The sequence below is a fragment of the Streptomyces sp. CA-179760 genome, assembly GCF_050937045.1.
Lineage (GTDB): Bacteria > Actinomycetota > Actinomycetes > Streptomycetales > Streptomycetaceae > Streptomyces.
This window is the reverse complement of record NZ_JBNJLZ010000001.1, coordinates 7,284,140-7,296,574: the sequence shown is the minus strand read 5'-3', so window position 1 is coordinate 7,296,574 and position 12,435 is coordinate 7,284,140. Positions and strand designations below refer to the sequence as shown.

Annotated in this window: 11 protein-coding genes and 2 pseudogenes; 8 read left to right on the top strand and 5 right to left on the bottom strand. The window is 72.3% G+C overall.

The features are described 5' to 3' along the window. Nucleotides 1-82 precede the first annotated feature (82 nt). Nucleotides 83-1,396, top strand: a complete 1,314-nt coding sequence (locus tag ACQEV8_RS33260) for an alpha/beta fold hydrolase (RefSeq protein WP_432967620.1) — start codon at nucleotides 83-85, stop codon at nucleotides 1,394-1,396. 12 nt (nucleotides 1,397-1,408) lie between these two features. Here ACQEV8_RS33260 and ACQEV8_RS33255 read toward each other — a convergent pair whose 3' ends face one another. Further along, nucleotides 1,409-2,470, bottom strand: coding sequence for a peptidoglycan recognition protein family protein (locus ACQEV8_RS33255; protein WP_432967617.1), 1,062 nt, complete (start codon nucleotides 2,468-2,470; stop codon nucleotides 1,409-1,411). 248 nt (nucleotides 2,471-2,718) lie between these two features. Between ACQEV8_RS33255 and ACQEV8_RS33250 the strand changes: the two genes are divergently transcribed. Next, nucleotides 2,719-4,443: an SMI1/KNR4 family protein gene (locus ACQEV8_RS33250; RefSeq protein WP_432967614.1), complete on the top strand. Its 1,725-nt coding sequence runs from the start codon at nucleotides 2,719-2,721 to the stop codon at nucleotides 4,441-4,443. A gap of 18 nt (nucleotides 4,444-4,461) precedes the next feature. On the opposite strand, the gene ACQEV8_RS33245 is transcribed toward ACQEV8_RS33250, so the two are convergent. From ACQEV8_RS33245 to ACQEV8_RS33235, 3 genes are all read right to left on the bottom strand, one after another. Then, on the bottom strand, nucleotides 4,462-5,748 hold the full coding sequence (locus ACQEV8_RS33245) for a phosphatase PAP2 family protein (RefSeq protein WP_432973172.1): 1,287 nt from the start codon (nucleotides 5,746-5,748) through the stop codon (nucleotides 4,462-4,464). Between the two features lie 191 nt (nucleotides 5,749-5,939). Beyond that, nucleotides 5,940-7,025 carry a tartrate dehydrogenase gene (locus ACQEV8_RS33240; RefSeq protein ID WP_432967611.1) on the bottom strand — a complete coding sequence of 362 codons (1,086 nt, stop codon included), beginning with the start codon at nucleotides 7,023-7,025 and terminating at the stop codon, nucleotides 5,940-5,942. A gap of 128 nt (nucleotides 7,026-7,153) precedes the next feature. Then, nucleotides 7,154-7,660, bottom strand: coding sequence for a LysR family transcriptional regulator substrate-binding protein (locus tag ACQEV8_RS33235; RefSeq protein WP_432967608.1), 507 nt, complete (start codon nucleotides 7,658-7,660; stop codon nucleotides 7,154-7,156). A gap of 318 nt (nucleotides 7,661-7,978) precedes the next feature. Between ACQEV8_RS33235 and ACQEV8_RS33230 the strand changes: the two are divergent. The 6 genes and pseudogenes from ACQEV8_RS33230 to ACQEV8_RS33205 all read left to right on the top strand — a co-directional run. After that, nucleotides 7,979-8,182: pseudogene (locus tag ACQEV8_RS33230) on the top strand (SDR family oxidoreductase); the annotation flags it as partial. Between the two features lie 62 nt (nucleotides 8,183-8,244). Continuing rightward, nucleotides 8,245-8,970: a GntR family transcriptional regulator gene (locus ACQEV8_RS33225; protein WP_432967605.1), complete on the top strand. Its 726-nt coding sequence runs from the start codon at nucleotides 8,245-8,247 to the stop codon at nucleotides 8,968-8,970. A 128-nt stretch (nucleotides 8,971-9,098) separates the two neighbouring features. Continuing rightward, entirely contained in the window at nucleotides 9,099-10,169 is a 1,071-nt protein-coding gene (locus tag ACQEV8_RS33220) for an Ldh family oxidoreductase (RefSeq protein WP_432967602.1), read from the top strand. Then, on the top strand, nucleotides 10,166-10,468 hold the full coding sequence (locus ACQEV8_RS33215; protein ID WP_432967599.1) for a putative quinol monooxygenase: 303 nt from the start codon (nucleotides 10,166-10,168) through the stop codon (nucleotides 10,466-10,468). The genes ACQEV8_RS33220 and ACQEV8_RS33215 overlap by 4 nt, the downstream gene beginning before the upstream one ends. Nucleotides 10,469-10,482: 14 nt before the next feature. Continuing rightward, nucleotides 10,483-10,905 carry a cupin domain-containing protein gene (locus tag ACQEV8_RS33210; RefSeq protein ID WP_432967596.1) on the top strand — a complete coding sequence of 141 codons (423 nt, stop codon included), beginning with the start codon at nucleotides 10,483-10,485 and terminating at the stop codon, nucleotides 10,903-10,905. After that, nucleotides 10,902-12,326, top strand: coding sequence for an aldehyde dehydrogenase family protein (locus ACQEV8_RS33205; protein ID WP_432967593.1), 1,425 nt, complete (start codon nucleotides 10,902-10,904; stop codon nucleotides 12,324-12,326). The genes ACQEV8_RS33210 and ACQEV8_RS33205 overlap by 4 nt, the downstream gene beginning before the upstream one ends. On the opposite strand, the pseudogene ACQEV8_RS33200 reads toward ACQEV8_RS33205, so the two are convergent. After that, nucleotides 12,269-12,415 (bottom strand): annotated as a pseudogene (locus ACQEV8_RS33200) (DUF3105 domain-containing protein); the annotation flags it as partial. The gene ACQEV8_RS33205 and the pseudogene ACQEV8_RS33200 sit on opposite strands and share 58 nt — an antisense overlap. Nucleotides 12,416-12,435 lie beyond the last annotated feature (20 nt).

Sequence of the window (12,435 nt, the reverse complement as noted above, 5' to 3'; positions counted from 1 at the left end):
GCTCCCCGCTCCGCTTCACCGACTGCCCCGACTCCGTCCCCGGCCGGCCGCGCCGGAGCGCGTCGAGTGCGGGCGGATCAGCGTGCCGCTGGACTGGCACCGCACCCGAGGGCCGCGTATCGAGGTGGCGGTCTCACGGGTCCGCGCCTCGGGAACCCCCGCCGAACGGCGCGGCATCCTGCTGGTCAATCCGGGCGGCCCGGGCGGCTCCGGACTCCCCTACGCGGTCACCAAGCGGGCCAAGCTGCCCGAGAGCGTGCGGCGCGCGTACGACGTGGTCGGCTTCGACCCTCGCGGCATCGGGCGGAGCACCCCGGTCTCCTGCGGCCCGATGGGCGGCCTCTTCGACAGCCCGGGCGGCGACCCGGTGCCGGCCGGGGCGCGGGCGGAGCGGGCGTATCTGTCGTCCCTGCGCGCGATGGCCGACGACTGCGCGACGCACGCGGGCCGCCTGCTGCCCCATCTGTCCACCGAGCAGACGGCGTACGACATGGACGCGATACGCGAAGCCCTCGGCGAGCCGCGGACGAGCTTCCTCGGCGTCTCCTACGGGAGTTGGCTCGGCGCCGCCTACAGCGCACGCTTCCCGCACCGCGTCGGCCGGATGGTGCTGGACAGCGTGGTCGGGCCGTGGGACTGGTACGACTTCGACGTGATCCAGAGCCGGGCGCTGCTGCGTCAGCGCGCGACCTTCTTCGCTTGGACGGCGGCCCATGGCGAGCGTTTCGGCCTGGGCGGGACACCGGAAGCGGTGCGGGAGGCGTATCTGCGGGTGCGCTTGGGGCTCGCCGCGCGGCCGGTGGCGGGCTTCGGTCCGGCCGAGTTCGACCGGGCGGTGTACCGCGCGCTGGGCCGCACCGAACGCTGGGCGGGCCTCGCCGACGGCCTGCGCGGCTATCTGGCCGACGGCGATCCGGACGGGCTGCGCCCGGCCACCGCCTTCGACGGCCCGGAGTCCCGCAACTACGAGGCGGCCAACCGCGTCGTCAAGTGCGCCGACGGGCCGGGCCCCGGCCCCCGCGACATCGTCACGGACATCCGCCGCACCCGCCGCCTCGACCCGCGGCCGGTCCTGACGGGCATGGAGGCGAACGCCTGCGCCTACTGGCACCACCGGCCCGGCCACCGCACGCCGCTCGGCAGTCCGGACGCGCCCCCGGTCCTCCTCGTCGCCTCCGCGCACGACCCCGTCACGCCCGTCGAGGGGGCCCGTGCCCTGCGGCGCCTGCTGCCCGGCTCACGCATGGTCACCCTCGACGACGACTACTCCCACGGCGTGTTCGCGAGCCGCGGCAACGCGTGTGTGGACGACACCGTGGCGGACTATCTGGTGCGCGGAACTGTGCCAGGGGCGGACGTGCGCTGCGCGGGCCCGGGCCTGCCGACGGTTCGGTAGAGAGCGCCGGCCTCAGGCCTCCGTCCACACCAGCACGGTCAGCACCGCGTTCGCGACAGTGACGGGCACGGCGGCCTGGCTCAGCAGCCGCACCCGCATACTCCGACCGGAGGCGAGCCGCTTCGTCAGAGGCACGACGACGAAGCTGCCGCCGCCGGTCCCGGTGATCTCGTGGATCGGGTGGTCCGCGTGGTGCTCGTCGCCCTCGTACTCCGACATGCGCGCCTGCACGACCGCGCCCGCCGGAAGACCGTCGATCTGGAGGCTGAGGGTCCCGCTGAAGCGGGCCGGGCCACGGGCGAACACGCTCCCGCCGGTGGCGTGGTGACCGGTCTCGTCGGTCCACTCCGTGGTGAACTCGACCGAGTCCCAGGCGCCGGGCGCGAGCTCGTACTCCCCGGCGACACCTAAGTTGACGTAGTGGGGCATGGGGTCCTCTCCTTCCCACCGGCCCGCCGGGAGGGCCAGGGCGTCGGCGACATCACGGCGGAAGTCGGCCATGTCGAATCCGCGCGGGTCGACCTTCCAGTCGCTCCATTCCAGGTGGCCGATGGCGCTCTTGTGGCCCCAGCCGTGCGCGCGGCAGACCGCGGCGGTGGCCTTGACCATGGCGAGGTACTGCTCGCGCGGCCACGGGTCCTTGCCGTCGCCCTTGTTCTCGCATTCCCAGCCGTAGAACCGGGCGTTGCCGTCGACCGCGCCGGCCGAGCCGTCGTGCTCATGCGTCGCCGGAGGGTACGTGCCGTACGACTCGCCTATGACGGCGTTCAGCACGTCACCGTCGCCGCCGCCGGCATGGTTGGCCCGGCCGTTGCCGGTCAGGTGGACGACACCGTCCTTGGTGATGCACCCGGTGGCGAGCGGGCCGGGCAGGGCGCTGTGGCCGTGGTAGATCAACCCGACGACGTCCGTGCTCGGCCCGGTGACGGTGTGGTGGATCATCACACCGTGCACGGGGCCCCAGGGGCCCTTGTGATTACGGTTGTTGGTACGCCAGCCGCCGACCTCGTGGACGGCGCAGCCCTCGGCCTTCAACGCGGCGACGAGCCGGGCGGCGGTGAGTGGTGTGGCCATGCGTCGGTCCTCCGTTTCGGCGCGCTCGCGCCGGTCCGAAGATCGCGGGCCCGGCGGCGGAGCGTGCCTGCGGAACGCTTCGCCGAAACCTGCCCTGGAAACTCGCCAGGCCCTCACTCACCATTGTTCCGCCGCTTGCCGCCCCGCTCACCTCGCCGTGCCCCCGCACACAAATTCGGCGGGATTACGCCCCTGCCGCCCCGGAATCGGCAGGGCACTGTCAGTGGCCCGGCGTAGGGTCCGCTGCCATGAGCATCCCCGCCGTCGAGGAGTCCTGGCTCCGCATCGACGCCTGGCTGACCCGGCACGCTCCCCTCACCCGTGCCACCCTGCGCCCGCCGGCGGCCGAGGCCGGCGTCGAGGCGGCCGAGCGCTCGCTCGGGGTGGCATTCCCTCCCGACCTGGTGGCGTCACTGCGGTGCCATGACGGGGTGGAACCCGGCGGTGCCGCTCTGGAGTTGACGTATCACGGGCCGCTGTCCGCAGTCGCGGACATCGTGCGGAGCACGACATTCCTCCGAAGCGTCGCGGCGGAGGTCCGTGAGGACCGGCTGCCCATCACGCTGGGCATCGCCGGGAGGTCCTCGGACAGCCTGTTCGTCTCCTGCCGGCCCGGGCCCCACCACGGCCAGGTGGGCCGCTCTTTCGAGGAGGACATGCTCTCCCCCGCGCACTGGCCCTCGCTGCGCCACGTTCTGGCGGACTTCGCGGATGCCCTGGAGCAGGGCCTGCCGTTCTTCGGCCGTACCCCCCTCGCCGTGGACGGAAAGCTGCTGTGGGAGGAGAAGAGAACCGTGCCCGCCGACGCGGTCTCCCCGCTCACCCACGCCACCACGCTGACCGAGCCGGAGTCGGACCCGCCGTTTCCCCAGAGCCCGGTCTTCCCGAACCACGCCGAAGGTGCCGCGCAGGGCGTCACCGAGGCAGGGACGCAGAGACTCTTCTTCGTCCGCACAGGCCGGCCGCGCCGCGAACCGCTCCCGGACCAGCCGGACGTGGCGTTCGCCGCGGGGCTGTCCCCGGCCGAGATGCTGCGCCGGCTCGGCGCGATCCCCGACACCGTCCGGCCGCGCGACCGGCGGCAGGCCCAGCGGGCCGTGGAGTCGGCGTGGGCCGCCCACCGGCCCCTGGCCCGTGCGGGCGCTGTCGACGGGTGGGCGTACGCCACGATCGAGGGCGGGGCCGCGCAGTTCGCCCGGCCCGAGGTGCTGCGCGCCCTGTCCGCCGGAACCCGGGTGGTGGTCCTGACCCGGCAGGGCCCCGAGGTCGCCCTCACCTTCGCGGAGGACGGGGTGCCGGGCCCGGAGGAGGACACCCGGCGCGTCATGTCACCACGGGAGGGCAACCACGCCGGCGGACCGTGGGCGCGGCGTCTCGGTGTGGACCTCTGGCCGGGCTCCACCGCCGCCTACACCGACTTCCTGGCCGTCCTGGAGGAGGAGTTCAAGATCGCCTACCACCCGGACGAGGAAGGGCCGACGGAGCTGACCAGCGCTCTGCTGCTGCCCCTCCTGGACGACCTGCCGGAGCGTGAACCCGGGGCGTATGTAAGGGACTTCGACCTGGCCGGACTCGTGGAGCGCACCCCGCACCGGCGACTGCGCACGGCCGTCGCGGCCCAGGTCACCCGGCTGGCGGCCGAGACGCACCTCGACACCCACCCGGAGGTGACCGAGGCCCTCGACCGGGTCCGGCGCGGCCTGCCGGTCGACTGCGCCCAGGAGGACCCCCTGGCCGTGCGGATGCGGACCCTGGTCGCGGAGGTCCACGCGACCAGGACGATGCTGTCCGACGGCGACAGCGGACCCGTGTCCGGGAAGGACCTCACCGCATGGCTCGCGCGAAGAGACGCCGCCGACGCGCTACGGGCCTTCCTCCTGCTCCCGTTGCCCGTCGCCGCCGAGGCGGTCCTCCAGCGGCGGCTCTCCCTCCACTGGCGTGACGAACTCGCCGCCGACCTGCGGGGCGCGTGACGAAAGGCCGTCCGGCGGTCAGACCAGTTCGGGCTGCGGTTCCGGCTTCGGCATCGGTGCGGGCCCGGGTTCCCACACCCGGGTGGTCCGTATGTAGCCGTAGATCACGGAGGCCATCAAGGCGATGAGGAGGGGTCCGAACAGCTTCGGGTGGGCGGCCATCTCCACCGGCAGATAGCGGTAGGACACCAGGAGCGCGGCGAACACCGCCGTGCCGTACGTGACCAGCTGGATTCCCGAGCGGTCCCAGCCGCGCGCCTGGGCCCGCAGGGCCGCCTCGATGGTGAGCGTGAACACCACGCCGGCGACGAGGTCCACGCCGTAGTGGTAGCCGAAGCCCAGCGTGGCGGCGAGCGTGGCGATCAGCCAGAACGTGCCCCCGTGGCGCAGCAGGCGCGGGCCCCGGCGGGAGTGGAGGTAGATCGCGACGGCCCATGCCGTGTGCAGGCTGGGCATGCAGTTGCGCGGGGTGATCCCGTCGAACGGCATCGACTGCGGGGCTCCGATCGGCGGCGGCAGTTCGGGCCACAGGTTGGCCAGCGCCCAGTGCCCGCCGTCGGCGCCGTAGGCGTAGACCGGCCCGACCACCGGGAAGATCATGTAGATGCCCGGTCCGAGGAGGCCGATCACCAGGAACGTGCGCACCAGATGATGCTGCGGGAAGCGGCGCTCGGCGGCCACGTTGCGGAGCTGGTACAGCGCGACGACGACCGCGCCCACCGCGAGCTGTGCGTAGACGACGTCGAGCAACCCGGTGCCGACCGGGCCGGTCGCCGTGACGAGACGGCCCACCAGCCACGACGGGTTGCCGAGCGCGTGATCGGCGGACGCCAGGTACTGGTCGAGAACCGTCGGCTGGGTCTCCGACGTGATGAGCAGCCAGGTGTCGCCGACCTTACGGCCGGCCACCAGCAGCAGGCCGAGCCCGACACCCTTCAGCAGCAGGACGCGGTCCGCGCCGGTGCGGCGTGTGACGGCCATGACCGCGATGCCCAGGATCACCCACAACGCACCGTTTCCGAACGGGTGACCTTCGGCCAGGAAGGGAGCGCCGATCGCCCACCGCACCAACTGGAAGACGGCGTCGATGCCGACCGCGATGCCGACCGCGATGAACCGTTGCCGCCGGTTGAGAACGATCAGCGCCATGGCCAGGCAGGCATACAGCAACCAGCCCGATTTGGGAGGGAGTATCACTTCTTGCACCTGGCAGGTGATCGGCCCCGGCACTCCGTAGCGACGCGCGGCGATCTCCAGCGCGATGAGGAAGCCGAGGGTGACCACCCCCGCGATGGCCCATAGCAGCACTCGCGGTTGACGCCATGCGGCGAACGTCGTCCTGCTGCTTATTCGCGCAAACAACCGCGATGCCATGGGTATCAATTTTTTAGTCTGTTTTCCGGTGAAGAAGGACTATGAGGGCGCTCGTCACAAGCTCGAACATGCTAGCGGAGCGATGCGGATGAGTCTCGCGATTGCGGGTGATTCGAGCCGACTCAGATGGTCAGGGCATCGATGAGGGCCTTGGTGACGTCCTCCGTGGCGGCGGTGCCGCCGACGTCGCGGGTGAGGATGCCCGCTGCCGTGGTCGCCTCGATCGCGTTCCGCAGCCGGGCCGCCTGGTCCGGCAGGCCGAAGTGCTCCAGCGTCAGGGCCGCGCTGCCGACCGCGCCGATCGGGTTGGCCAGGCCCTGGCCCGCGATGTCCGGGGCGGAGCCGTGCACCGGCTCGAACATGCTCGGGAAGCGGCGCTCCGGGTTGAGGTTGGCGCTGGCCGCCAGGCCCAGACTGCCGGCCAGGGCACTGCCGAGGTCGGACAAAATGTCCGCGTTCAGGTTCGAGGCCACGACCACCGACAGGTCCTCGGGGCGCAGGACGAACTTCTCGGACATCGCGTCGACCAGGACGCTCTCGGTCTCCACGTCCGGGTAGTCGGCGGCGACCCGCTTGAAGACGTCGTCCCATAGGACCATGCCGTACTGCTGGGCGTTGCTCTTCGTCACCGACGACACCTTGCGACGGCCGCGCGTGCGGGCCAGGTCGAAGGCGAAGCGCATGATGCGTTCACAGCCGACCTCCGTGAACAGGGCCGACTGCACGGCGACCTCGCCGCCCGGCCCGCGACCGCCGAGGTTGCGCCCGCCGAGCCCGGCGTACTCGCCCTCGCTGTTCTCCCGGACGACGACCCAGTCCAGCTCGGTGTCGTCGGCCTTGCGCAGCGGGCTGACGACGCCCGGAAGGAAGTGCACGGGGCGGACGTTGGCCCACTGGTCGAAGCTCTGGCAGATCTTGAGGCGCAGGCCCCACAGGCTGATGTGGTCGGGGACGTTGGGCCAGCCGACGGCGCCGAAGTAGATCGCGTCGAAGTCCTTCAGCCGGTCGAGCCCGTCCTCGTCCATCATCCGGCCGGTGCGCTCGTAGTGGGCGCAGCCCCAGGGGAACTCCTCCCACTCGAAGGCGAAGGCTCCGCCGGAGTCCGCGGCCAGGGCGTCCAGGACCGTGCGCCCGGCGGCGACGACCTCCTTGCCCACGCCGTCGGCGGGAATGGCGGCGATACGGGACGTACGGTCTGCGATGGTCATGGGGGCCTCCGGCTCGCTGGCTCGCTGTGACGGGATCGGTTGCGAGTCGACACAGGGCGCTCGTACGGCGTCCAAGACCTGGTTCCGATGCGACGTATAGGCGCGGCCGATCGGTCACGCGTCGCGCATCAGGCGTCGTGTGCCGCCCGCCGCCGCGCGAGCGATCCGGTGAGGGCGAGGAAGGCGCGCGCGGCCGGCGTGAGGTGCGCGGGCAGGCTGACCATCGCCACGTGGAGTTGAGCGGTCGGCTCGATGGGCGCGACCACGGCACCGCAGCGGCGGGCCAGCCGAGTCCAGGAGGACGGCAGGACCGCGACGCCCACCCCGGTGAGGACCAACGGCAGGATCGAGGTGCGGTGGTCCACGACCGTCACGATCTCGGTGCCGGTGCCGCCCGCGGTGATGTCGTCGACGATGCCGCGCATCAGGCTGCCGGTACGGGAGGCGATGAGTTTCTGCCCGGCGAGGTCCCCAGGGCGGATCGTGACGTCGTCCTCGATCACCCCGCCCGGGACGGCGACCACCACGAACGGCTGGTCCTCGACGTGCAGGACGTCCAGCCCGGCCGGCCGCACCGGGGCGGCACTGCCCAGCAGCCCCAGTTCGCAGGCACCGCTGCGGACCAGGGACAGCACCTCGTCGGGGGTCCATCGATGCCCCGTATAGGCGATGCCTATCTGTGCCGGCGCCTACGACGGGCGGCGCCCACCGGAGCCCGCAAGCGGGACGAAACTCTCCCTGCCACGCGTGGTGTTGGTGGGGCCGGAATCCCGACCGACCAGCCCGCTGCCAAGGTGATGCGAAGGCGACGCCTGTCTGTTGAACTCCCCGAGCCCACTGCCCCACCCCCACCGGAGCCGGTGACCCCGCCCCGGCTCCGAGCCGGCGCACGTTCATAGCCACCGGTACCGCGGTCGGCGGCGTCGCCGTCGCGGGCGGCCTGACCGGAGGGCCCCGGCACCATCGACACCCCCATGGTCAGCGGCATGATCGCCAAGGGCGAGCTCGGCCGGACCGGAGCCGAGGCCGACCAGCCCATCAACCGGCTCGGCACCGCCGACGTGATCGCCCAGACCCTGCTGTGGCTGTGCAGCCCGGGCGCCGGCTTCGTCGTCGGTGTCGCCCTTCCCGTCGACGGCGGCTATGTCGCCCGCTGACCGGCCCTCGCCGCTATAGGCTGTATACAGGACGAGGTGCGGTCTGGCGACGAGGGAGTGTCATGGTCCGGGCGACCGGCAAGAGCGAAGCAGTGTACGAGCGGCTGAAGGGTGACATCGAGTCGCTGCGCCTGCGTCCCGGAGCGAAGCTGAGCGAGATCCAGCTCGGGGAGGAGCTGGGGGCGTCCCGGACCCCGGTGCGCGAGGCGATCCGGCGGCTGGCCCGTGAAGGGCTGGTGGACTTCGTGCCGGGCGAGGTGGCCCGCGTGGCGGGGATCTCGCTGGGCGGGGTGCGCGCCCTGTTCGACTTCCGGATGCTGCTGGAGCCGGAGGCGGCCGGTTCGGTGGCGACGGCGGGCGCGGCCCGAGAGCAGACGCTCGCGCCGTTCCGGGAACTCCTGGAACGGCTGGACGAGTTCGACTCGGCCTTCCGGCCACTGAGCGCGACCGAGCAGGAGCGGGCCTACCAGGGGTTCTACGATCTGGCCGAGCGGTTCGACCAGGCGGTCATCGCGGCGTGCCGCAACCCCTACCTCGCCCGCACGATCGGCGACCTGCGCAGTCAGACCGTGCGGCTGCGGCATCTGTCGCACAGTGGCCCCCGGCGCATGCTGACGTCGCTGGAGGAGCACCGCGCCATGCTCAAGGCGATCACGCGGGGCGACGCACAGGCCGCGTCGGCGGCCTGCCGCCACCACCTGGCGCAGACACTGCAGGCCCTCATCGACAGCCTGACCGCACAGGACTTCGCCTTCGGCGGCGAGGTTCAGCTCGGCGTCGTCGGCTGACTTCCCCGCTCCGGCACCGGAGCGGGGACACACGCGTTCGCGGACTCCTGGTTCCCCAGTCGCGACCATTTACTGTATACAGGAGTGGATACAAGACACCGTTACCCTTCGCAGGCGAAAGGCCCCTGATGCCTTACAACGTCGCGGCGGCGGATCTGCTTCGATTCGCCGCGGCCACCACGGAAGCCCACGGCGTTCCTGCCGAGGACGCCCGTCTGCTCGCGGACACGCTGGTGACCGCGGAACTGTGGGGGCACCCGTCGCACGGCGTGCTGCGTCTGCCGTGGTACCTCGCCCGTGTCGCCTCCGGGGCGACCACCGCGACCGCCGCCCCGGAAGTCGTCAGCGACAACGGCGCGGTCATCGTCCTGGACGGCCGCGACGGTCTGGGCCAGGTGCTCGCCGATCGCGCGACGCGTCTGGGGGTGGAGCGGGCCCGGGAGCACGGCATCAGTGCCGTCGCGGTCCGCGGCTCCGGGCACTTCGGGACCGCCGCCTACTTCACCCGCAAGGCGGCAGAGGAGGGCTGCGTCGCACTGCTGGCCACCAATGCCAGCCCGGCGATGGCGCCGTGGGGCGGAAGGGAGAAGCGGGTCGGCACCAACCCGTGGTCGATCGCCGCGCCCGGCGGCCGCTACGGCACGGTCGTGATGGACATCGCCAACACCGCCGTGGCGCGCGGCAAGATCTACCACGCCGAGGAGCACGGCGAGCCGATCCCCGAGGGCTGGGCGGCCGACGCGGACGGCGTACCGACCACCGACCCGCGCCGCGCCATCGAGGGCCTGATCCTGCCGATGGCCGGTCACAAGGGCTACGCCATCTCCTTCATGTTCGACGTGCTGGCCGGTGTCCTCACCGGCAGCGCGTTCGGAACCGGCGTCGTGGGCCCCTACCGGCCGACCGGCCGCAGTGGCGTGGGCCATCTGCTGATCTGCGTCGACATCCGCTCCATGGCCGACCCGGCCGAGTTCGGACGGCGGATGGAGGCCCTGATCGAGGAGACCAAGTCCGTCCCCACCGCCCCGGGCGCGGCCGAGGTCTTCGTCCCCGGCGAGCCGGAGACGCGCACCGCCGAGCGGCTGCGGACCGAGGGCATCACCCTCGCCGACGGCACCTGGGCCTCCCTCGCCCGTGTCGCCGACGCCACGGCCGTACCCCTGCCCACCCCGGTCATCCCCCAGGAGCTGCCCGCGTGATCGCGCTGACCGTGTCCCTCCAGGTCGTCCCCGGCCGCCGTGACGACTTCCTCCGAGCCATCGAGGAGAACGCCGAGCGCTCCTTCACCGACGAGCCCGGCTGCCGTTACTTCGACGTCGTGTGCGACCTGGACGACGACCATCATTTCGTCTTCCACGAGCTGTACGACGACGAGGCCGCCGTCGAGGCCCACCGCGCCGCACCCCACTTCAAAGTCTGGCGCGAGGCGGCGGCGAAGTACGTCGTCCCCGGCAGCCAGGTCAACACCCTCTCCCGCCGCCTGTTCCACCATTCCTGAACGGAGCCGTTCTGATGTGCACCCACCACCTGATCGTCCACCCTGACGAGGTCGAACGCTTCGACCGCGGCGGCGGTGTCGCCACCGTCCCCTACGTCGGCAAGTGGAACTCCGAGAAGGCGGTCATCACCACCGGCCAGACCGTCTTCCAGCCCGGCACCGGCCTGCCCCTGCACAGTCACAACGTCGAGGAGTCGGTGCTGATCGTCGAGGGCGAGGCCACCGCCGAGATCGACGGCGAGTTCTTCGACCTGGAGGCCGGCCAGGCCACCTGGGTCCCGGCGGGCGTCCCGCACCGGTTCTTCAACCGCGGCGATGGCGTCATGCGCATCTACTGGGTCTACGGCGGCCGGGACGTCACCCGCACCATCACCGCGACCGGCGAGACCTTCGAGCACCTCTCGGAGCACGACAAGGGAGGGGCCCCCACCGCATGAGCGGCGTCATCACCACCGTCGACCCGGCCACCGGGCAACCGACAGCCACCTACGAGACGTGGGACGGCCCCCGGGTCGAGGCCGCCGTGGAGCGGGCGTACACCGCGTCGCGCGACTGGGCCCTGGTCCCGGTCGCCGAACGGGCCGCCCGTGCCGCCCGCCTGGCACGCACACTGCGCGAGCACGCCGGCCGGCTCGCCGACCTGGCCGTGGCCGAGATGGGCAAGCCCGTCACCGAGGCCGCGGGCGAGGTGGAGAAGTCCGCGCTGACCGCCGACTTCTACGCCGAACAGGGCCCGGGCATCCTCGCCGACGAGCCGGTGGCCGTCGAGGGCGCGCAGGCCTGGGTGGCGTACGAGCCGGCCGGCCTGGTGCTGGCCGTGATGCCGTGGAACTTCCCCGTCTGGCAGGTCATGCGCTTCGCCGTCCCCTCACTGGTGGCGGGCAACGGCATCCTCCTCAAGCACGCCTCCAACGTCACCGGCAGCGCCCTCGCGTTGCAGGACCTCTTCGTCGAAGCCGGCTTCCCCGAGCACCTGGTGACCGCACTGCTGATCGCGGACGCGGAGGTGCCGCAGACCACCGGCCGGCTCATCGAGGACGACCGGATCGCCGCGGTCACCCTCACCGGCAGCAACCGGGCCGGTGCGGCCGTCGGGGCGGCGGCCGGGCGCGCGGCGAAGAAGTCCGTGCTGGAGCTGGGTGGTTCGGACGCCTTCGTCGTGCTCGCCGACGCCGATGTCGACCAGGCCGCGGCGGCCGCGGTCAAGGCCCGGTTCACCAACTCCGGCCAGAGCTGCGTGTGCGCCAAGCGGTTCATCGTCCACACGGCCCTCGCCGACGCCTTCACCACCGCGTTCGTGAACGCCGTGGAGGACCTGCGCCTCGGTGACCCGCGCGAGCGGGACACTCAGGTCGGCCCGCTGGCGCGGGACGACCTGCGCGCGGCGGTCCAGCGGCAGGTCGAGGAGTCGGTGGCGGCCGGAGCACGCCTGCTGACCGGCGGCAAGCCGGTGCCGGGCGACGGCTTCTTCTATCAGCCGACCGTGCTGGCCGGCACCGGGCCGGGCATGGCCGCCTTCGACGAGGAGACCTTCGGCCCGCTGGCCGCCCTGTCCGTCGCCCGAGACGACGAGGACGCCGTCCGGCTGGCGAACGCCACGGCCTACGGGCTGGGCCTGAGCGTGTGGACCGCCGACCCGGCCCGCGGCGTCGACGTCGCCCGCCGCATCACCAGCGGCGCGGCGTTCGTCAACGCAGTCGTGGCCTCCGATCCCCGCCTGCCGTTCGGCGGCACCAAACGCAGCGGCTACGGCCGGGAGCTGGCCGCCGCCGGCATCCGCGAGTTCACCAACACGCGCACCTACTGGGTCAGTCCGTTCGTGCGGGCGGCGCCCGGCTCGGGAGTCTGCGAGCCCTGAACGTACTTGGTCAGGAACCGCTCGGCCCGCGGGTCCGATGCCTTGTCCACGGTGAGCCGGCAGCCCCGGGCCGACAGCATGCACTGCCCGGACTCTTCTCGCGGTGCCC